The following is a 19084-nucleotide window of genomic DNA, read 5'->3' on the forward strand; positions in this document are numbered from 1 at the left end:
CGGCGAACGCCCGGGGGCTAGGTTCGCCCCATGCGTCAATTCACAGGTTTCCTCATCGGCGCCGGGTTCGGCCTGGCGTTCGTGCTCGCGAACGCCGGCCCGCCTCTGCCGTCCGCCGTCGGGCTGGTGCTGCGCGTCCTCGCCGTGGCGGCGCTGGTGGCGGTCATCGTGCTCTCGGTGGCCCTCTCCCGCCGGCCGGCCCCGCCGGTGACGGGGGCCGGGCCCGGCCCCGCGTTCCGGTTCGGCCCGTTCTACGGGACCGTCGTGCTGGTGGAGGTCGTGCTGATCTTCGGCGGCATCCAGGTGCTGCGGCTGCTGGAGGCGCCCTGGCAGGCCAACATCGCCTGGATCGCCCTGGTCGTGGGGCTGCACTTCCTGCCGCTGGCCTGGTACTGGCGGATGCGTCAGATCCTCGCCGCCGCCCTGTACATCTCCGCGATGGGGGCGGCCGGGCTGGTCCTGGTGGCGATGGGAACCGCGGAATGGGCCCCGTTCGTCAGCGGTGTGCTCACCGGCCTGGGCATCCTGACCGGCATGCTCGTGAGCCTGGTCGGGATGCTGCGGGCTCCCCTCCCCGAGGCGGGCCGCGACCAGGACACCACCCTCACCCCCTGACCGCAGCGCCCGGAGCCGCCGCCTCCGGTACGGGCGACGGGCCCGGTGGGCGGTCGCCCTGGGCGGGCGGGCGCCGAAGGCGGGGCGGCCGGAGCGGGATGCCCGGTCGGCCCCGGCCACCGGGAGGCGGTCGCCCGCCCGGGCGGGACCGCCCGTCCGACAAGGCGTGCGGCGGAACGCCCCGGGCCCGCGGGGCTGGTCCTCAGGTCCGGCGCGGGTCGGGGACGTCGAACCAGGCGCGGCGGGGGCCGCTGGGGACCGCACCCGGGCGGGGCTCCCCCGCCAGGAAGGCCGCGGCGACGGCGTCCACCGCGCGGGTCCGGGGCGGCGCGCCCGGAGCCGGGCCCCGGACCGGGACCGGTCCGGCGCCCGGAGCCGCCCGCTCGGCGCGCGGGGGCGTGCGCCGGACGGACGGCGGGACCTGGACACCCGGGTCGAGGCCGGGCCGGGGACCGGTGGGCTCGTTCGGCCCCGGCCGGCCGATCGCGTACGGGAACCGCAGCCCCGGCGGCAGCACGGGGGTCAGCGCCGGAGCGGCGGCGGGACGGTGAGCGTGCAACGGGGGTTCCTTCCGACTCGTCACCGGCCGCCTCACGGCGGTCACGGTGGTTCCGTCGGTTCAGAACCGTACCCGACGGGTGACCGGTGAGCCCCGGTACGTCACTCCGGAAGCTCGCCCAGCCCGAAGAACGGCAGGCACGGCTCCAGCCCCGAGAGCGTGACCGGGACGTCGAGGCGGTGCGCCTCCCAGTCCTCGCGGGTCAGCAGGAACCGCAGCTCGCGGGCGGCCTTGCCGCGGACCGCGTACACCCCGACGCCGTCGGCGCGGTAGCCGAGCCTGCGGGACACCCGCTCGGAGCGGACGTTGCCCTCGATGACCCCGGACGCGGCCTCCGCGGCGCCCAGCCCCTCGAAGGCCAGGTGCAGCATCGCGGCGCGCATCTCGGTGCCGATGCCCCGGCCCTGGTGCTTCAGCCCCAGCCAGGAGCCGCTGGCGACCCGGCGGGTGACCGCGAAGTCCTTGGCGAGCATGTCCTGGACGCCCACCACCGCCCCCTCGTGGACGACCACGAGCGGCAGCTGCCAGTCCTCCGGCGTCCAGCGGGCGTAGACCCCGAGGTTGTGCTGGACCACCGACAGCGCGCGCCGGGCCGGGGACAGGTCCGTCCACGGGAAGATGAACGGCATCTCGGCCGGGTCGTGCACGCCCTCGGCGGCGATGTCGGCCAGGGCGGCGAGGTCGTCGAGGGAGGGCGGGCGCAGCTCCAGCCGCGGGGTGCGCACGCGCAGCCCCAGGAGCGGGAAATGGTCGGTGATCATGACCCGATGGTCCCGGACGCGGGAGGCGGAGTCACCCCGTTTTCCCCAGCCTGTGGACAACGCGCCGCACCCACCGGCGCGGCCGGGCCTCCCCTGTCAGGCCGTGCCGCGCAGGTCCCGGAGCAGCGCGGCCAGTTCTGCGGCGGCCTCCTCCGGCGCGCACTCGCGCACCTGCCACCCGCGCATCCGGGCGAGCCGGGCGGCGTGCGCGCGGGCCGGGTCGGTGAGCAGGTAGCCGCACGGGGCGTCCGGCCAGTCCGCGGACGGCGGCAGCGTCTCGGTGCGGTACCCCTCGGGCTCCCCGGCGGGGGCGGGCGGGGGCGCGGCGTCCCGCGGGTTCTGGGTCCGGTCCAGGTCCGCGCGGGTGGCGGTGCCCGGCTGCGGCAGCAGCGCGTCCACCAGCACGTACCCGAACACCGGCCGGTGCGCGGCGCGCTGGGCCGCGCCCAGGGCGCCCGCCAGCGGCCCCGCGTCGCCCTCCGCCACCAGGGCGGTCGGGGCGTCCGGGGGGACCAGGCGGCGGATCTCCAGGCTGGCGGCGGCCACGTACCGGGCGGCGTGCGGCGGCAGCTCGTCGCCGCCGACCTCGATCCGGACCGGGGTGATCCCGGCCGGGGCCAGGGCCCCGCCGAGCCCGGGCAGGCGGGTGGGGCGTCCCAGGGTGGGGGGCAGCAGGACGGCGATCACCCGGCGGCGCCCCGCTCGCCGTCCGCGTCGGGACGGGTCTCGTCGACCACCCAGGCCAGGTACGCCGGCTCGCCGCCGACGACGGGCACCGCCACCACCTCGGGGACGTCGTAGGGGTGCTCGCGGACGATGTGCGCGGTCAGCTCGTCCAGGCGGTCCTGCGCGGTCTTGAACACCACGGTCCACTCCTGGTCGCGGTGCGCCTCGCCCTCCCAGCGGTAGTGGCTGGTGACCGGTCCGCCGACCTGGGCGCAGGCGGCGAGGCGGCGCCCGACCGCCGTCTCCGCCAGCCGGTCGGCGTTCTCGCGGGTGTCCACGGTGATCTCGACCCGGACGGCTCCCGGGGTGTTCGGCATGGCGGTCCCTCCGCCCGGGCGCCGCGGTGACGTGCGGTGCCGCCCGGTGTTCTACGCTCATGGATCATGAGCGAACGTGATGAACTCCTGCGTCAGATCAACGATAAGGCGGTCGTGCGCGGGAAGGTGACCCTGTCCTCCGGGCAGGAGGCCGACTACTACGTGGACCTGCGCCGCGTGACCCTGGACGGGGAGGCCGCCCCGCTGGTCGGGTCGGTCATGCTGGACAACGTGGCGGACCTGGAGTTCGACGCGGTGGGCGGGCTGACCCTGGGCGCCGACCCGGTCGCCACCGCGATGGTGCACGCCGCGCACGCGCGCGGCCGCAGGCTGGACGCCTTCGTGGTGCGCAAGGCGGGCAAGGCGCACGGACTCCAGAAGCGCATCGAGGGCCCGGACGTGCGGGGCCGCCGGGTGCTGGCGCTGGAGGACACGTCCACCACCGGCAACTCGGTGCTGACGGCGGTGGAGGCGCTGCGCGAGGCCGGGGCCGAGGTGGTCGCGACGGCGCTGATCCTGGACCGCGGGGCGCGCGAGCGCGTGGAGAAGGAGGGCCTGGAGTACCGGGCCGTGTACCAGGTGTCCGACCTGGACATCTGAGGACGTCGTAGCGGCGCGGCGGGGCGGGGCGTCCCGCCGCCGCGGGGGGCGCGGGGCCGGAACCGGTCAGCCGTCGACGGTGAAGCTGTAGTCGGCGCCGCGGTCGGCGATGTCGCGCTCGATGCCGTTGACGAAGAGTTCCACGGCGGCGGGGTCGCCGATGGTGACCTCGATGCCGCCCTCGGGGATCTCGGCGTAGGTGAGGGAGCTGCCCTGGCGGACCTCTTGGTCGTGCAGGACGTCGCCGCCGGGGATGCGGACGAACACGCGGCTGGACTCGCCGATGACGCGCACGTAGAAGGCACCCTTGGGGGTCTCCTCCTCGTTCGCCGCCCCGGAGGCGTTCGCGCTCACGCTGGAGCCGGAGTTGCCGGGGAGCGAGCGGTACAAGAAGAACCCGCCGAGCGCGAGCATCGCGACCAGGAGCACGACTGCTCCGACGATGGCCACCACCTGGCCAACGCCGCGAGGATCATTCCTATGCCTTCCCACGGCGTTGAATGTAGCGTGTATCACGACAAAAAGCGACAGTGATCTCCCCGGACCTCCCCGCCTCCCACAATCCGGTCACAGTCGCACAAAAATTCACATCGCCCGTGAATCCACCATAGACCCATACAAAGCGCCCATTTCGGCCACTCCGCCGCACCCGAAGACCCATCGAATTTGGTCTAGACCTTTCCATCGGCTCCGTGCGTTCGGGATACTTGGGTGACACCTGGTGGACACGTCCGGACGTGCGACCCGAGTCTCGGGCTCCCCCGCCGCCCGGACCCTCCACCGGCAACGCACGTGGGGTGCCGCCGGTGCGACCGGCGGCCGCTCGCTCCAGGTCCGATTCCAGGGAGAGTCAAGCATGCCCATCGCCAGCCCCGAGGTCTACACCGAGATGCTGAGCCGCGCGAAGTCCCAGGGCTTCGCCTACCCGGCCATCAACGTGACCTCCAGCCAGACCCTGCACGCCGCGCTGCGGGGCTTCGCCGAGGCCGAAAGCGACGGCATCGTCCAGATCTCCACCGGCGGCGCCGAGTTCCTGTCGGGTGCCACGGTCAAGGACATGGTCACCGGCTCGGTGGCGTTCGCCGAGTACGCCCGCGTCGTCGCGGACAAGTACCCGGTCAACGTCGCCCTGCACACCGACCACTGCCCCGAGAACAAGCTCGACGGGTTCGTCCGCCCGCTGCTCGAGATCTCCAAGGAGCGCGTGGCCAAGGGCCAGGACCCGCTGTTCCAGTCCCACATGTGGGACGGCTCGGCGGTGGAGCTGGAGGAGAACCTCCGCATCGCCGAGGAGCTGCTGGCGTCCTCCAAGGAGGCCCGCACCATCCTGGAGATCGAGGTGGGCGTCGTCGGCGGCGAGGAGGACGGCATCGTCGGCGAGATCAACGAGAAGCTGTACACCACCCCGGAGGACGCCCTGCGCACCGCCGAGGTCCTCGGCCTCGGGGAGAAGGGCTACTACATGACCGCCCTGACCTTCGGCAACGTGCACGGCTCCTACAAGCCCGGCTTCGTGAAGCTGCGCCCGGAGGTCCTGAAGAAGGCCCAGGAGGCCGTGGCCGAGAAGTACGGCCGGACCAAGGCGTTCGACTTCGTCTTCCACGGCGGCTCCGGCTCCACCCTGGAGGAGATCCACGAGGCCATCGAGTACGGCGTGGTGAAGATGAACATCGACACCGACACGCAGTACGCGTTCACCCGCCCGATCGTGGACCACATGCTGAAGAACTACGACGGCGTGCTGAAGATCGACGGCGAGATCGGCAGCAAGAAGGCCTACGACCCGCGCGCCTACGGCAAGGCCGCCGAGGCCGGCATGGCCGCCCGCGTGGTGGAGGCCGCCCAGCAGCTCAAGTCCGCCGGCAACCGGATGAAGTAGTCACCGCGTCCGACGCGCGTGGGCGCCCGGCGGCCGGCACGGCCGCCGGGCGCCTTGCGTTCCGGGCCCGGACGGCGGGCGCCGAGGGACGGCGCCCGGATCCGGCCTGTGGACGACCGGTGCCGGGCCCGGCGGCGGTGGCAGGATGGGATCCATGAACCTGCACCAGAACCTGCTCAACGAGCCGCCCGAGACCCGTCTGCCCGACAACGCCGAGGCCCGCGAGGCGCTGGCCGCGGCCACCGACCCCGCCCCGGTCGCCGGACGGTTCCCGGAGTACTCGGCCGCCTGGGCCCGCCTGGCCGAGAACGCCCTGGCCGCTGGCGAGCCGGTCGCCGCCTACGCCTACGCGCGCACCGGCTACCACCGCGGCCTGGACCAGCTGCGCCGCTCCGGCTGGAAGGGCCACGGCCCCATCCCCTGGGAGCACGAGCCCAACCAGGGCTTCCTGCGCGCGCTGCACGCCCTGGGCAAGGCCGCCGAGCAGATCGGCGAGGCCCAGGAGGCCGAGCGCTGCGCCACCTTCCTGCGCGACTCCAGCGCCGAGGCCGACAAGGCCCTCAACGCCTGACCCGCCGGGCGGCCGCCCGTCCGGGCACACGCTCCAGCGGCGGCCGCCCCACCACACTTGGGGGAGGACCGCAGACGAGCACGGCCGGTCTCACCCACCCGAGGCGCCGATCCCTCCGGCGGCCGCTTCCCGCCATGACCGGAGGAGGACCGCAGACGGGCACGGGTGACCGGTCCGGAGCTCCCGCGCACCGGACGGCCTCCCCGGCCTGAGCCGCCCCCGCCCGCGCAGAGGGGACGTCCATGTGAACGCCCATGGTCGACCCGCTACGGGACGACCGCCCCCGCCCGCGCGGAGGGACGGCCCGAGCCCCTGATGCGCGACCTCATCGGCGGCGGCCGCCCCAGCCCGCGCGGAGGGACATCCGTGTGGGCACCCGTGGTCGACCCGCCGCGGGACGGCCGCCCCCGCCCGCGCGGGGTGTCAGGGAAGGTGCAGGCGGATCAGGCGGGCCAGGTGGCGGCCCGCGATCCGCAGCGGGGTGCTGTCGCGGGCCAGCTGGGCGGCGGTCTCGGCGCCCTCCAGGGTGCTGATGACCGTGTACCCCAGGTCGTGCGCGTCGTCCTCGGCGACGCCCACCGCGATCAGGCGCTCCGCGACCAGGGCGCGCCAGCGGGCCAGCGCGGCGTCGGCGGCGCGGCCGATCTCCGGCACGCCGACGGCCACCCCCAGGGCGGTCGAGGTCACCGGGCAGCCGTCCGCCCAGTCGGAGTCACGCAGCCCGTCGGCGATCACGCGGGCGCACTCCTCCACCGCCGCGGCCGGGTCCTCCTCCGCGGCCAGGATCCGCTCCAGCTCCTCGGCGAACTCCCGGTCTCCGCGCTCGATCGCGGCGATCGCCAGCTCCTTCTTCCCGCCGGGGAAGAAGTGGTACACCGAGCCGAGCGTGGCCCCCGCCTCCACCGAGATCTGCTTGACGCCGGTGCCGTCGTAGCCCCGCCGCTGCATGAGGTGCGAGGCGGCGGCGACGATGCGCTCGCGGGTGCCGGGGGCGCCGTCGGGCGCCGCTGCCTTGGTCATCACACCGCCATCGTACTGAATAGAACGTTCGCTCTAGAGTCTGCTATGGTCTCCCGACCGAATAGAACGTTCGTTTTAGAGAGGTGCAGACAATGGAAGAGAACCCCGCCCCCGTCACCGTCATCGGCCTGGGCCCCATGGGCGCCGCCATGGCCCGCGCCTTCCTGGACCGCGGCCACACCGTCACCGTGTGGAACCGCACCGCGGCCAAGGCCGAGCCCCTGGTCGCCCTGGGCGCGACCGCCGCGCCGACCGTCGCCGACGCGCTGCGCGCCAACGAGCTGGCCGTCCTCAGCCTCACCGACTACGCCGCCGTGTACGACCTGCTCACCCCGGCCGCGGACGCCCTGGCCGGGCGGGTGATCGTCAACCTGAGCTCCGACACCCCCGACCGTGCCCGCGAGGCCTCCGCCTGGCTCGCCGGGCACGGCGCGCACCACCTGACCGGCGGGGTGCAGGCGGACCCCTCCGGCATCGGCGCGCCGGGGACCTCCACGTTCTACAGCGGCCCCCGCGAGGTCTTCGACCGGTACGCGGACACCCTGTCCGTCCTCACCGGGACCGATTACCGGGGCGAGGACCCGGCGCTGGCCCCGCTCCACTACCAGCTGGGAATGGACCTCTTCTGGACCGGCCTCGCCGGGTGGCTGCACAGTGTGGCCGTCGCCCGGGCGCACGGGGTCAGCGCGCAGGAGTTCCTGCCCCAGGCCGCCTCCACCGCCGCCTCTCTGGAGCAGATGTTCCGCTTCTACAGTCCCCGCGTCGACGCCGGTGAGCACGGCGGCGACGCCGAACGCCTCTCCATGGCGGCGGCGAGCATCGAGCACGTCGTGGACACGGCCGACCGGGCCGGGGTGGACCCGGCGCTGCCGGCGGCGGTCCTGGCGCTGGCCCGGGCCGGGGTCGACCGCGGCCACGCCGATGAGAGCCTCACCTCTCTCCTGCACCTGCTGCACCGCGCGTGAGGGAGGACCCGCCCGCGAAACCGGAGCCACGGGCCGCCCCACCCGGTTCGACGTGAGGAAACCCCCTCGTGGGCGCCACTTAACCGGGACGGACGGGTCGTGTACCCTCAATACGCAACGGCCCCTGTCGCTGCCTTGCGCCAGGGGTTCATCCATGTTCGGGGTCGGGAACACCCCGGTCAGGTGTCGAGCGAAAAGGTAGTGACCAATGCCGGCGATCACGCTCGTGGGTGCCCAGTGGGGCGACGAGGGCAAGGGCAAGGCGACCGACCTTGTGGGCGACCGCGTGGACTACGTGGTCCGCTACCAGGGCGGCAACAACGCCGGGCACACGGTGGTCATCGGCGACCAGAAATACGCCCTGCACCTGCTGCCGTCGGGCATCCTCTCGCCGAACGTGGTCCCGGTCATCGCCAACGGCGTCGTGATCGACCCGGGCGTCCTCTTCGAGGAGCTGGACGGGCTCGACGCCCGCGGCGTCGACACCTCGCGCCTGCTCATCTCCGCCAACGCGCACCTGATCATGCCCTACCACCGGGCCCTGGACCGGGTCAGCGAGCGCTTCCTGGGCAAGGGCCGGATCGGCACCACCGGGCGCGGCATCGGCCCGACCTACGCCGACAAGGTGTCCCGCCAGGGCGTGCGAGTGCAGGACATGTTCGACCCCAAGATCCTGCGCAAGAAGATCGAGCTGGCCCTCAACGACAAGAACCAGCTCCTCACCAAGGTCTACAACCGGCGCGCCCTGGAGGCCGAGCCGATCATCGAGGAGTACCTCGGCTACGCCGAGAAGATCCGCCCCTTCGTGGCGGACACCTCGCTGATCCTCAACCGGGCGCTGGACGACGGCAAGACCGTCTACCTGGAGGGCTCGCAGGGCACCCTGCTGGACATCGACCACGGCACCTACCCGTTCGTCACGTCCTCCTCGCCCACCGCGGGCGGCGCGGCCGCCGGGTCGGGCATCGGCCCCACCCGCATCACCAAGGTCGTCGGCATCCTCAAGGCCTACACCACCCGCGTCGGCTCGGGCCCCTTCCCGACCGAGCTGCTCGACGAGCAGGGCGCCTGGCTGCGCACCCAGGGCCACGAGTACGGGGTCACCACCGGCCGCGACCGCCGCTGCGGCTGGTTCGACGCGCCCATCGCCCGGTACGCGACCCGCGTCAACGGCATCACCGACTTCTTCCTGACCAAGCTCGACGTGCTCACCGGCCTGGAGCGCATCCCGGTCTGCGTCGCCTACGACGTCGACGGGGTCCGCCACGACGAGATCCCGATGACCCAGACCGACTTCCACCACGCGACGCCGGTCTACGAGTACCTCGACGGCTGGTCGGAGGACATCACCGGAGCCCGGGAATTCGACGAACTTCCCAAGAACGCCCAGGCGTACGTGCGTACCCTGGAGGAGATGGCCGGAGCGCCGGTCTCCGCCATCGGGGTCGGCCCCGGCCGCGACCAGACCCTCGAGCTGCGGTCCCTGGTCTGACCGGCGCCCGCCTGTCCGCTGTCCGTCCTCCCACACGAAGAGGCCCCCAGTAGTGAAAGCCCTCGTCCTCGGCGGCGGAGGCCGCGAGCACGCCCTCGTCCGCGCGCTGTCCCTCGACCCGGGTGTCACCGACATCCACTGCGCCCCGGGCAACCCGGGGATCTCGGAGCTGGCCGAGAACCACGTGATCAACGTGACCGACGGACTGGCGGTGACCGAGCTGGCCGCGCGCATCCGGGCGGAGCTGGTCGTCATCGGCCCGGAGGCGCCGCTGGTGGCCGGGGTTGCCGACGCGCTGCGCGAGCGCGGCATCCCGGTGTTCGGCCCGGACCGGGAGGCCGCCCGGCTGGAGGGCTCCAAGGCGTTCGCCAAGGAGGTCATGGAGACGGCGGGCGTGCCCACCGCCAAGGCCAGGGTGTGCCGCTCGGCGGGCCAGGTGTCCGAGGCGCTCGACGAGTTCGGCGCCCCCTACGTGGTCAAGAACGACGGCCTGGCGGCGGGCAAGGGCGTCGTCGTCACCGACGACCGGGCGCTGGCCGAGCGGCACGCGCGCGAGTGCGGCCGGGTCGTCATCGAGGAGTACCTCGACGGCCCGGAGGTGTCGCTGTTCGTGCTGAGCGACGGCGTCCACGCGCTGCCGCTGCTGCCGGCCCAGGACTTCAAGCGGGCCTACGACGGCGACCAGGGCCCCAACACCGGCGGCATGGGCGCCTACGCCCCGCTGCCGTGGGCCCCCGCCGGCCTGGTGGACCAGGTCATGGAGTCGGTCGTGCGGCCGACCCTCCAGGAGATGAACCGGCGCGGCACCCGCTACCAGGGCCTGCTGTACGTGGGCCTGGCGCTCACCTCCAAGGGCCCGCGCGTGGTCGAGTTCAACGCCCGCTTCGGCGACCCGGAGACCCAGGTGGTGCTGGACCGGCTGGCCACCCCGATCGGCGCGGTCCTCCAGGCCACCGACACCTCCGGGCTGAAGGGCATCGGCTCCCTCCAGTGGAAGCCGGGCGCCGCGGTCACCGTCGTGGTGTCCGCCGAGAACTACCCGGGCGACCCGGTCAAGGGCGACGCCATCAGCGGCCTGGACGCGGCGAACGCCGTCGAGGGCGCCTACGTGCTGCACGCCGGGACCTCCTGGAGCGGGGCCCGCGACGTGGTCTCCTCGGGCGGCCGGGTGCTCAGCGTGGTGGGCACCGGCGCCGACCTGGCGCGGGCGCGCGAGAGCGCCTACGCCGCGGTGTCCCGGATCGAGCTGCGCGGTTCGTTCCACCGGACCGACATCGCCGAGCGGGCCGCCGCCGAGCTGTAGCGGCGGACCCGCACCGTAGAAACGAAGGACTCCCATGAGCGGTTTCGTCGTCCGGCCCGAGCCGGTCCGGGTCGAGGGCCTGACCCATCTGCACACCGGCAAGGTCCGCGACCTGTACACCACCGGGTCCGGCGAGCTGGTGATGGTGGCCAGCGACCGGCTCTCCGCGTTCGACTGGGTGCTGCCCACCGAGATCCCGGGCAAGGGCCGGCTGCTGACGCAGCTGTCCCTGTGGTGGTTCGACCGGGTCGCCGACCTGGTCCCCAACCACGTGGTGTCGGACGTGCCGCCGCAGGGCGCGCCCGCCGACTGGGCCGGGCGGACCCTGGTGTGCCGCAGGTTGGACATGGTGCCGGTGGAGTGCGTGGCCCGCGGCTACCTGACCGGTTCCGGCCTCGCCGAGTACCGGGTGGACGGCACCGTGTGCGGGGTGCCGCTGCCGGAGGGCCTGGTCGACGGCTCGGAGCTGGCAGAGCCGGTCTTCACCCCGGCCACCAAGGCCGAGGTGGGCGACCACGACGAGAACGTGTCGTTCGAGACGGTCGCGGCCCGGCACGGCGCCGAGCTGGCCGGCGCGCTGCGCGACCTCACCCTGCGCGTGTACACGCGCGGCCGCGAGGTGGCACGCGAGCGCGGCGTGCTGCTGGCCGACACCAAGTTCGAGTTCGGCCGCGACACCGACGGCGCGCTGGTGCTGGCCGACGAGGTGTTCACCCCGGACTCGTCCCGGTACTGGCCCGCGGACGAGTGGGCGCCGGGCGGCCCGCAGCCGTCCTTCGACAAGCAGGTGGTCCGCGACTGGCTGACCTCTGCGGAGTCGGGCTGGGACCGCGCCGCGGACGCCCCGCCGCCGGAGCTCCCCGAGTCGGTGGTGGAGCACACGCTCGGCCGCTACACGGAGATCTTCCGTCGGCTCACCGGATCCGAACCGAAGCTTTGACACGGCGCGGGCGAGTGATTCCGGGCACGCTGGTCTCGGAATGGTCGCCTGAAGCGCGTATGGTGGTGGGGTCGTATGCGGCACCTGTCCGGTGTCCGGCCATGCATACGGCCTCCCCACACCTACCCTGGTCTTTTCCGTTGGACGAGTACCTCTTTGGCCGTTTCACGGGACTCTCTGCCCGATCTGCGGGTATACCACGTTCTGGACCGGTCCGGGCCGGAGGGTGCTATAGAGTCATCGCGAACACACCGGTTCGCTGGCCGTGCAGGTCACACACGAGTTCGTCGAACGTTCCAGGGGAAACCCGCGTCTAAAACGCACATAGGCGAAACCCGACGAGGGTGACCTTTTTTCACATCTGCCTCACAAAGGAGCACATGAGCATGGGCCAGGAGGTTCGTTACCGCGTCCGCGGCGGACGCCCCCTCAGTGGTACGGCGTTCATCCAGGGCGCGAAGAACGCCGTCCTGCCGATGATCGGAGCCGCTCTCCTTGCGGCCAAGGGTCGTACGGTGCTGCGCAACGTCCCCGTCATCGAGGATGTCTACCGCTCCCTCGAACTCGCCGAGCACATCGGCGCCAAGGTCGAGTTCCACGAGGCGGAGCGAACCGTGGTCATCGACGCCTCCGGGCTCAACGACCCCGAGCGGGCCGTTCTCCCGGCCGAGATCGCGTCGCGCTTCCGCGGCTCGGTGCTCTTCGTCCCGGCGCTGATGCACCGCACCGGCCGCGCCCGCATCGAGGGCGTCGGCGGGTGCAACCTGGGCAGCCGCAACCTGGACTTCCACTACCGGGGCTTCGCGCGCCTGGGCGCCGAGGTCACCGAGGACCCCGAGCGCAACCACATCAACGTCGAGGCCTCCAACCTCCGCGGCGGTCGCCTGTACCTGGACACCCCGTCCCACACCGGCACCGAGAACCTCATCATGGCCGCGGTCCTGGCCCCCGGCACCACGGTGATCGAGCACGCCGCGCTGGAGCCCGAGGTCCTGGACGTCATCGCGTTCCTCACCGCCATGGGCGCCAAGATCACCGGCGGCGGCACCGGCCTCATCACGGTCCAGGGCGTCGAGGAGCTCACCGCGGTCGAGCACACGATCATGTCGGACCGCATCGACGCGGGCGTGTTCGCGATGACCGTCGCGGCCACCGGCGGCGAGGTCAGCCTGGTCGGGGCCAACCTGGACCACCTGGGCGTGGCCCGCTGGAAGCTCGAGCAGATGGGCGTCGAGTTCTCCCAGGAGGGCGCGGTCCTGCACGTGACCCGCGACCCGTCCGTGCCGCTGCGCCCGATCAACGCGGTCACCTCGCCGTTCCCGGGCTTCGCCACCGACCTGCAGTCGCCGCTCATGGCCCTGGCCACCCTGGCCGAGGGTGAGAGCTACATCCACGAGGCGATCTACGACGGCCGCTTCGCGCTGGCCGACGAGCTCAACAAGATGGGCGCCAAGATCGAGGTCGAGGGCACCCGCGCCATCGTGCACGGCCCGACCCACCTGCGCGGCACCGAGGTGATCGCCCACGACCTGCGCACCGGCGCGGCCCTGGTTCTCGCCGGACTGGTCGCCGAAGGTGAGACAATCGTTGCGCCTGGTTATCTGGTGGACCGCGGTCACGCTCAGTTCGCGACGCGACTCGCCGCGCTAGGTGCCGACGTGGAGCGCGTCGTCGTCTCGTAGCGGGTCGAAAGCGCAGTTCAAGCCGGGGTGGGAGCCCGTCTCCCACCCGGGCTTTCGGCGTTGATATGGAAAACGATCTTCTTTGGCCCCGCACAATGGGTACGATCTCGGCAATCATGCCGTGACAGAGATCGGGTCGGGAAACCAGTGGGCGCACATAGTGAAGAGCGTGGAATGGTAGCGGGGAGCAACCCGAGGTGAGTGCCCAGCGTACTGGCGATTTGACGATCGGCGTCATAGGGCCCCATGAGGTGGTCGAACGGGTCATGCTCATGGGTCCTGGGTCCACGGGACCCCTCAACGCCAGACTCATCGCCGCCGCATACCGAGATGAGCAAGAGGCGACGGACAAGGTCGTCAGGCTGGGTTCGGCGATCGACGCGTACCTGTTCGCCAGCCCGGTTCCCTACGAGTTCGCGCGGAAGGCCGGCGTGCTGACGATGCCCGCCACCTACGTGCCGCTCGGGGGCGCCAGCCTGCACGAGGCCCTGCTCCGTGCCACCCTGGACGAGCGCTACGACCCGACCAGAGCCAGTCTGGACGTGCTCAGCCGCGCCGACGTCGTCGAGGCCTACTCCGAGGTCGACCTCCCCGTGGACGGCATCCACGTCCACGAGGAACTGACCAACACCGCCCAGCTCACCTCGTTCCACGAGGGCCTGTGGCGGCGCAAGGCCACCAAGATGGCGATCACCTGCGTGCGCGGGGTCGCCGAGCGACTGGAGGCGATCGGCGTCCCGGTGATCCGGCTGCGGCCGACCAACGCCGGGGTGCGCAGCGCGCTGCAGACGGCCGGCCTGCTGGGCGCCCACCACCGGCTGGAGGAGGCGCAGCTGGGCGTGGTCGTGGTCGACGTGCCGACGCTGCGGGACTCCTCGCGGCGGTCCACGCCCCGCTACTGGCGGGAGGAGCTACGGCTGTCGCTGCACCGGCTGCTGCTCCAGGAGGCCCACCGGATCAACGCCACGGCGCACCGTCTGGACGATCATTCGTTCATGATCACCGCGACCCGGGGGTCGCTCGTCACGGCGACCGAGGGGTTCCGGCAGCCGCCGTTCGTGGAGCGCATCAAGGCGGAGCTCGGGATCGCCATCGAGGTGGGCATCGGCATGGGACGCACCACCCAGGACGCCGAGGCGCACGCCCGTGCGGCCCTGAACCGCGCTCAGGCGTCCCGTCAGAGCTTCGCGGTGGACCGGGAGGGTCGTTCCCTGGTCCCGGCCCAGCGCGCGCCCTCACGGCAGTCCTCCGAACCGCTGCGCACCAAGGGCCGTGAGACTCTGATTCGGCTTTCGGAGAAGATCGCGGAAGAGGACGGCCCCCTCGTCGTCGACGCGGAGAACGCCGGACGGATGCTCGGCGTCACCTCCCGGACCGCGCGCCGGCTCCTGCGCACCCTCGTGGAGGAGGGGCTCGCCTGGCCCCTGCCCCCCAACCGCACACTCCAGCCGGGGCGCCCCCGCCAGCTGTACCGGCTCATCGTGGAGAAGCTCGACAAGGACGCGGCCGGCAAGTAGCCGCACCGCGGCCCGCACCCCCGTATCGGGGCGCCTTCCCCCCTGGGAGGCGCCCCTCCCGTTCTCCAGCGCCCCGCCGGGGACGCCTCTCGGGAACGGCCGGGGCGCCGCCCGCAGCGGACGACGCCCCGAGGGTCACACGCCTCAGCGGCGCTTCGGGTACTCGCGGGCGACGCCGAGGAAGACGTCGTTCTCCTCCGGGGTGCCCAGGCTGACGCGGGCGCCCTCGCCCTCGAAGGGGCGCACGGAGACGCCGGCCTTCGCGCACTCGGCGGCGAAGTCCAGGGTGTCCCCGTCCAGGCGCAGCCACACGAAGTTGGCCTCGGTGGGCGGCACGGTCCACCCGGCGTCCAGCAGGGCCCCGCGCACGCGCTCGCGCTCGGCGACGGTGGCGTCCACCCGCTCCAGCAGCTCGCCCTCGGCCTCCAGGGAGGCGATGCCCGCGGCCTGGGCCAGGTGGTTGACCGCGAACGGCACCAGGGTCTTGCGGACGGCGGCGACCACCGGCGGGTGGCCGACCAGGAAGCCCAGGCGCACCGCGGCCAGGCCGTAGGCCTTGGAGAAGGTGCGCAGGACGGCCACGTTGGGCCGGTCGCGGTACAGGGAGACGCCGTCGGGCACCTGCGGGTCGCGCACGTACTCGCGGTAGGCCTCGTCGAGGATCACCAGCACGTGCTCGGGGACCCGGTCCAGGAAGGCGGTCAGCTCCGCCTCGCGCACGGTGGTGCCGGTGGGGTTGTTGGGGTTGCAGACCAGCACCATGCGGGTGTTCTCGGTGACGGCGTCGAGGATCGCGTCGAGGTCGTGGGTCTCCTCGCGCAGCGGCACCCGCACGGAGGTCACCCCCGCCAGCTCGGCGAGCAGCGGGTAGGCCTCGAAGGAGCGCCAGGCGTAGACGACCTCGGCGCCCGGCTCGCCGACGGCCTCCAGCAGCTGCTGGAGCAGGCCGACCGAGCCCGCGCCCAGGCCGATGTGGTCCTCGGGGACGTCCAGGCGGCGGGCCAGCGCCGCGGTCAGCTCGGCCGCGCCCGGGTCGGGGTAGCGGTTGAGGTCCCCGGCGGCGCGGGCGATCGCCTCGCGCACCGACGGGAGCGGTCCGTACGGGCTCTCGTTGGAGGACAGCTTGATGGATCGCCCGTCGGGCCCGATGACCTTCCTGCCCGGCTTGTAGGCGGGGATGCTCCCCAGCACCGACCGCAGATATGGCGATTTCGACTCCGACACCATTGTCCTTCCTCAATACTTTGTGCTAACCCCGCGCCACGCTCAGCGATCCCGTGTGCGGGTCGGTCACCGCTCCCAGCGGAAATATCGCACAATTGAGGAGACAACACCATGCGCTCGCGTCCGGAACCCGCCACGACGGTTCAGATCGCCGCTGGTCAGAGCCGCTCACGTGACAGCGGCCGACAGCCCGTCCGATCATGGGGCGTCTTCGCGTGCCTGCCCCTCGTCCTCGCCCTGGGCGCCTGCGGCGGCCCCACCGAGGAGGGCACCGGTGACCAGGCCGAGGCCGCCGCGCTGCTGCACGACGCCCAGCTCGTCTCGTTCGAGGGCGCCGAGATCATGCCCGAGGGCAGCGAGGCCGGCGTCTACTCCGAGCTGGTCACGGTGCAGTACAGCGAGCAGGTGCGGGCCTCCACCGAGCTCGACAAGCCCGACTGCCTGGACGCCGCCAACCGGTGGGCCGACGCCGAGGCGGTGCAGGCCGCACCGGCCTCCCTGACCTCCTACGAGTGGGACCGGGGCTCGCTCACCCACCTCCTGGTCCGGCTGGACGAGGAGGGGGCGGCCGCGGCGATCGCCTCGCGGCCGCCCGCCGGCTGCGACACCTACACCGCCACCTACGAGGACGGCACCTCCTCCGGCTACGAGGTGCGCGACCTCGCGGAACTGCCGACGCTGGGCGACGAGTCGCGCGGCTTCGCCGTGGACGTGGACACCGACGGCGAGCGCAACCACATGTACAGCGTCATGTACCGCAACGGCGACCTGGTCGGCACCACCTCGATCATGGGACCGGGGGCCCTGGAGGACTACCAGGAGATGCTGGTGGAGTTCACCCGCGCCTCCGTGGACCGCCAGCAGGAGAAGCTCGGTTAGCGGGTCACGCCCCGCCGCGGCCGCCGGCCACCTCCGCCTCCAGGTCCTCGCTCGGCCAGGCGTCGGAGCGCCCCGAGGGGTTCTCCAGCGCCTTGCCCAGGCTCGCGGCCTCCCTGGCCTCGTCCCGGCGCCGGGCGTCCAGCCGCGCCGCCCGGCGCGGGCCGGGCAGCCTGCGCGGCGGCCCCTGGAGCTCGCGGTCGGACACCGCGCCGAAGGACGCCACGGACGTACCGCTCCCCCGGTCCACCACGGCCGCGCGCACGGCGGTGCGCCGCCGCCCGCCGATGCGCACCGCGAAGACCACGTCCACGCGGGTGCCGTGCCGCAGCCCGTCGTAGCGCAGGAAGCGGTGGCAGCCGTGGCGCCAGGTGTCGAGCGGCTCGGTGTCGAGCAGCATCGGCCTGTTGGTGCGCCACACGTCGCTGCGGCGGAGCCTGCGCCAGACCGCGCGCTCGGAGACCTCCCGCAGCTCGCAGGGCTCGCGGTGCCGCAGCCGGGCGGCGGTCCCGCGGAGTTCGGGGCTGAGCGCGGCCAGCAGGAGCAGCTCGGCGCCCAGCACGGCGGCGTGCGCCGGGCCCGCGCCCAGGACCGCCTGCCAGGCGGTGGGCTCCAGGCCCAGGGTGAGCAGGGCCGCGGCCGACAGCAGCCCGGCCCGGGTCAGGGTGCGCCACCCGATGGGCGCCCGGCTGAGCCCGCCGAAGCACCCGCAGCCCGCCTCCGGGTCGCGGCGGCGGACCAGCAGCAGCACGGCGACGGACGCGGCGAACACCAGGGCGGTGAGCAGCCGGACCGCCTCTCCGGGCACCCCGGAGAGCAGGACCAGCCCTGCGGCCAGTGCGGCCTCCAGCAGCCCGGTGCCGAGCACCGCGGGGCGGCGCAGGCGCGCGGGCAGCAGGACCGAGAGCCCCGAGGACGCGTCCCGGGAGCCGAGCTTGGTGAGCGCGCCGAACAGCAGCAGTACCGCCAGGAGCGGCAGCTGGACCTCTCTCAGCGCCTGGAGGATCTCCGCCGACATGTCACACCTCTCCGTCGTGGACCGTGACGGTCGCGTTGAAGCAGCCGTCCTCCAGCCGCCCGCCCAGGGCGACGAAGGAGGTCATGGTGAGGGAGGCCAGCCGTCCGGCCCCCTGGCCGCCGCAGGTGGGGCACAGGTCGCACACCCAGCTGTCAGCGGCGGCGCAGTCGATGACGGGCAGGGCGGCGGCCTCGCGGGTGCAGTCGTTGCGCAGGCCCACCACGGCCCCGGTGGACAGCAGCGGCAGGGGCACGCAGGAGGTGCGCCGGTCGCAGTCCCGGGTGTGGCCGGCCCGGTCGATCGCCGGGTAGGCCAGGCCGGTGGCGTGGGCGCGCGGGTCCAGGTGCGAAGCGCGCCCCCAGGCGGGGTCGTACCAGGTAGCAATGCCGCTCAGGGTGGCGGAGAACTCGCCGGTGGGCGGACGCCGGGGCGTCGCGGCCAGCGGGTAGGGCGGCTGGGTGGTGGCCGGGCGCACCGCCCAGACCGCTCCGTCACGCCAGACGCCGACCGCGTCGAACAGGTACCCGGATTCCAGGCGCGGGTGGCGCACGGAGATGCGGCCCGAGGCGCGGTAGGGGATGACCACGGTAAGGCGGGGGCGGCCGTGCCCGGTGTCGATCTCCAGGGTGTCGTCGTGGTGGTCGGTGATCACGCCGGTGGCGCGGGCCGCCTGCGCCCAGACCCGTTCGGCGACCAGGCGCCCGTCGTGCGAGCAGCGGACGACGGCGTCGTCGCCCGGCCGCAGCTCGGTGGGCCGGACCTCGCCGCCGCGCCAGAACGAGGTGACGCGTTCGTAGAGGAAGCGCTCCTCCCCCGCGGGTGTGGCCAGGCAGAGCATGTAGGAGGTGGCGTCGACGACGACGCCGCGGGCCACCCGGCCGCCGAGCGGTGTGGGCTCGGGCGCGGTGTCGGGGCCCAGGAGCGCCGCGGTGAACCGTGCGCGATCTTGGTGTTTGTCCGTCATCACTGACATGTCGTTCGCATCCCCCTGTCGCCCGACTCGTCCTACAGTGCCCATT

Annotated in this window: 20 protein-coding genes; 11 read left to right on the top strand and 9 right to left on the bottom strand. The window is 73.1% G+C overall.

All coding sequences use genetic code 11. The features are described 5' to 3' along the window. Positions 1 to 30 precede the first annotated feature (30 nt). Positions 31 to 615: a hypothetical protein gene (locus KGD84_RS31025; protein WP_220563845.1), complete on the top strand. Its 585-nt coding sequence runs from the start codon at positions 31 to 33 to the stop codon at positions 613 to 615. Between the two features lie 202 nt (positions 616 to 817). On the opposite strand, the gene KGD84_RS31030 is transcribed toward KGD84_RS31025, so the two are convergent. From KGD84_RS31030 to cutA, 4 genes are all read right to left on the bottom strand, one after another. Continuing rightward, positions 818 to 1174 (bottom strand): hypothetical protein, encoded by a 357-nt coding sequence (locus KGD84_RS31030; protein ID WP_220563846.1) that lies wholly within the window; start codon positions 1172 to 1174, stop codon positions 818 to 820. Between the two features lie 101 nt (positions 1175 to 1275). Further along, a complete protein-coding gene (locus KGD84_RS31035; RefSeq protein ID WP_220563847.1) occupies positions 1276 to 1935 on the bottom strand; it encodes a GNAT family N-acetyltransferase in 660 nt (219 codons plus the stop codon). Between the two features lie 96 nt (positions 1936 to 2031). Then, on the bottom strand, positions 2032 to 2622 hold the full coding sequence (locus KGD84_RS31040) for a hypothetical protein (protein ID WP_220563848.1): 591 nt from the start codon (positions 2620 to 2622) through the stop codon (positions 2032 to 2034). Further along, positions 2619 to 2978, bottom strand: a complete 360-nt coding sequence (gene cutA / locus KGD84_RS31045; protein ID WP_220563849.1) for a divalent-cation tolerance protein CutA — start codon at positions 2976 to 2978, stop codon at positions 2619 to 2621. The genes KGD84_RS31040 and cutA overlap by 4 nt, the downstream gene beginning before the upstream one ends. A gap of 66 nt (positions 2979 to 3044) precedes the next feature. Here cutA and pyrE point away from each other — a divergent pair, with 66 nt between their 5' ends. Then, complete coding sequence (gene pyrE, locus KGD84_RS31050; RefSeq protein ID WP_220563850.1) at positions 3045 to 3578, top strand: orotate phosphoribosyltransferase; 534 nt, start codon at positions 3045 to 3047, stop codon at positions 3576 to 3578. 66 nt (positions 3579 to 3644) lie between these two features. Here the strand turns inward: pyrE and KGD84_RS31055 are convergent, their stop codons facing one another. Further along, positions 3645 to 4028: a DUF4115 domain-containing protein gene (locus KGD84_RS31055; protein WP_220563851.1), complete on the bottom strand. Its 384-nt coding sequence runs from the start codon at positions 4026 to 4028 to the stop codon at positions 3645 to 3647. Between the two features lie 406 nt (positions 4029 to 4434). On the opposite strand from KGD84_RS31055, the gene fbaA reads away from it, so the two are divergent. Further along, positions 4435 to 5457: a class II fructose-bisphosphate aldolase gene (fbaA, locus tag KGD84_RS31060; protein ID WP_220563852.1), complete on the top strand. Its 1023-nt coding sequence runs from the start codon at positions 4435 to 4437 to the stop codon at positions 5455 to 5457. A 154-nt stretch (positions 5458 to 5611) separates the two neighbouring features. Continuing rightward, a complete protein-coding gene (locus KGD84_RS31065) occupies positions 5612 to 6028 on the top strand; it encodes a DUF3151 domain-containing protein (RefSeq protein ID WP_220563853.1) in 417 nt (138 codons plus the stop codon). Between the two features lie 423 nt (positions 6029 to 6451). Here KGD84_RS31065 and KGD84_RS31070 read toward each other — a convergent pair whose 3' ends face one another. Then, positions 6452 to 7048: a TetR/AcrR family transcriptional regulator gene (locus KGD84_RS31070; protein WP_220563854.1), complete on the bottom strand. Its 597-nt coding sequence runs from the start codon at positions 7046 to 7048 to the stop codon at positions 6452 to 6454. Between the two features lie 92 nt (positions 7049 to 7140). On the opposite strand from KGD84_RS31070, the gene KGD84_RS31075 reads away from it, so the two are divergent. From KGD84_RS31075 to KGD84_RS31100, 6 genes are all read left to right on the top strand, one after another. Then, on the top strand, positions 7141 to 8013 hold the full coding sequence (locus tag KGD84_RS31075) for an NAD(P)-dependent oxidoreductase (RefSeq protein ID WP_220563855.1): 873 nt from the start codon (positions 7141 to 7143) through the stop codon (positions 8011 to 8013). A gap of 208 nt (positions 8014 to 8221) precedes the next feature. Next, complete coding sequence (locus tag KGD84_RS31080) at positions 8222 to 9505, top strand: adenylosuccinate synthase (RefSeq protein ID WP_220563856.1); 1284 nt, start codon at positions 8222 to 8224, stop codon at positions 9503 to 9505. 52 nt (positions 9506 to 9557) lie between these two features. Then, the gene (gene purD, locus KGD84_RS31085) at positions 9558 to 10808 is read left to right on the top strand and encodes a phosphoribosylamine--glycine ligase (RefSeq protein ID WP_220563857.1); all 1251 of its coding nucleotides are present in this window, start codon (positions 9558 to 9560) and stop codon (positions 10806 to 10808) included. A 34-nt stretch (positions 10809 to 10842) separates the two neighbouring features. Further along, a complete protein-coding gene (locus KGD84_RS31090) occupies positions 10843 to 11748 on the top strand; it encodes a phosphoribosylaminoimidazolesuccinocarboxamide synthase (RefSeq protein WP_220563858.1) in 906 nt (301 codons plus the stop codon). Positions 11749 to 12134: 386 nt separating this feature from the next. Then, positions 12135 to 13430, top strand: a complete 1296-nt coding sequence (gene murA / locus KGD84_RS31095) for a UDP-N-acetylglucosamine 1-carboxyvinyltransferase (protein ID WP_220565407.1) — start codon at positions 12135 to 12137, stop codon at positions 13428 to 13430. Between the two features lie 266 nt (positions 13431 to 13696). Continuing rightward, positions 13697 to 14947: a transcriptional regulator gene (locus tag KGD84_RS31100; RefSeq protein ID WP_245833275.1), complete on the top strand. Its 1251-nt coding sequence runs from the start codon at positions 13697 to 13699 to the stop codon at positions 14945 to 14947. A 144-nt stretch (positions 14948 to 15091) separates the two neighbouring features. Here KGD84_RS31100 and hisC read toward each other — a convergent pair whose 3' ends face one another. After that, on the bottom strand, positions 15092 to 16174 hold the full coding sequence (hisC, locus tag KGD84_RS31105; protein WP_220563859.1) for a histidinol-phosphate transaminase: 1083 nt from the start codon (positions 16172 to 16174) through the stop codon (positions 15092 to 15094). Positions 16175 to 16282: 108 nt separating this feature from the next. Between hisC and KGD84_RS31110 the strand changes: the two genes are divergently transcribed. Further along, positions 16283 to 17050, top strand: coding sequence for a hypothetical protein (locus tag KGD84_RS31110; RefSeq protein ID WP_255646907.1), 768 nt, complete (start codon positions 16283 to 16285; stop codon positions 17048 to 17050). Between the two features lie 4 nt (positions 17051 to 17054). Here the strand turns inward: KGD84_RS31110 and KGD84_RS31115 are convergent, their stop codons facing one another. After that, positions 17055 to 18065 (bottom strand): MauE/DoxX family redox-associated membrane protein, encoded by a 1011-nt coding sequence (locus KGD84_RS31115; protein ID WP_255646908.1) that lies wholly within the window; start codon positions 18063 to 18065, stop codon positions 17055 to 17057. Position 18066: 1 nt separating this feature from the next. Beyond that, positions 18067 to 19038 carry a hypothetical protein gene (locus KGD84_RS33660; RefSeq protein WP_220563860.1) on the bottom strand — a complete coding sequence of 324 codons (972 nt, stop codon included), beginning with the start codon at positions 19036 to 19038 and terminating at the stop codon, positions 18067 to 18069. Between the last annotated feature and the right edge of the window lie 46 nt (positions 19039 to 19084).

The sequence above is a fragment of the Nocardiopsis changdeensis genome (genome assembly GCF_018316655.1).
Taxonomy (GTDB): domain Bacteria; phylum Actinomycetota; class Actinomycetes; order Streptosporangiales; family Streptosporangiaceae; genus Nocardiopsis; species Nocardiopsis changdeensis.

What these genes read in the sequence shown, in the direction of transcription:
- KGD84_RS31075 (WP_220563855.1), top strand. Translation starts at nt 7,141, where the DNA reads ATGGAAGAGAACCCCGCCCCCGTCACCGTCATCGGCCTGGGCCCCATG.
- hisC (WP_220563859.1), bottom strand. Translation starts at nt 16,174, where the DNA reads ATGGTGTCGGAGTCGAAATCGCCATATCTGCGGTCGGTGCTGGGGAGC.
- pyrE (WP_220563850.1), top strand. Translation starts at nt 3,045, where the DNA reads ATGAGCGAACGTGATGAACTCCTGCGTCAGATCAACGATAAGGCGGTC.
- KGD84_RS31110 (WP_255646907.1), top strand. Translation starts at nt 16,283, where the DNA reads ATGCGCTCGCGTCCGGAACCCGCCACGACGGTTCAGATCGCCGCTGGT.
- KGD84_RS31115 (WP_255646908.1), bottom strand. Translation starts at nt 18,065, where the DNA reads ATGTCGGCGGAGATCCTCCAGGCGCTGAGAGAGGTCCAGCTGCCGCTC.
- KGD84_RS33660 (WP_220563860.1), bottom strand. Translation starts at nt 19,038, where the DNA reads ATGTCAGTGATGACGGACAAACACCAAGATCGCGCACGGTTCACCGCG.
- cutA (WP_220563849.1), bottom strand. Translation starts at nt 2,978, where the DNA reads ATGCCGAACACCCCGGGAGCCGTCCGGGTCGAGATCACCGTGGACACC.
- KGD84_RS31065 (WP_220563853.1), top strand. Translation starts at nt 5,612, where the DNA reads ATGAACCTGCACCAGAACCTGCTCAACGAGCCGCCCGAGACCCGTCTG.
- KGD84_RS31080 (WP_220563856.1), top strand. Translation starts at nt 8,222, where the DNA reads ATGCCGGCGATCACGCTCGTGGGTGCCCAGTGGGGCGACGAGGGCAAG.
- KGD84_RS31100 (WP_245833275.1), top strand. Translation starts at nt 13,697, where the DNA reads ATGCTCATGGGTCCTGGGTCCACGGGACCCCTCAACGCCAGACTCATC.
- fbaA (WP_220563852.1), top strand. Translation starts at nt 4,435, where the DNA reads ATGCCCATCGCCAGCCCCGAGGTCTACACCGAGATGCTGAGCCGCGCG.
- KGD84_RS31025 (WP_220563845.1), top strand. Translation starts at nt 31, where the DNA reads ATGCGTCAATTCACAGGTTTCCTCATCGGCGCCGGGTTCGGCCTGGCG.
- KGD84_RS31035 (WP_220563847.1), bottom strand. Translation starts at nt 1,935, where the DNA reads ATGATCACCGACCATTTCCCGCTCCTGGGGCTGCGCGTGCGCACCCCG.
- murA (WP_220565407.1), top strand. Translation starts at nt 12,135, where the DNA reads ATGGGCCAGGAGGTTCGTTACCGCGTCCGCGGCGGACGCCCCCTCAGT.
- KGD84_RS31090 (WP_220563858.1), top strand. Translation starts at nt 10,843, where the DNA reads ATGAGCGGTTTCGTCGTCCGGCCCGAGCCGGTCCGGGTCGAGGGCCTG.
- KGD84_RS31070 (WP_220563854.1), bottom strand. Translation starts at nt 7,048, where the DNA reads ATGACCAAGGCAGCGGCGCCCGACGGCGCCCCCGGCACCCGCGAGCGC.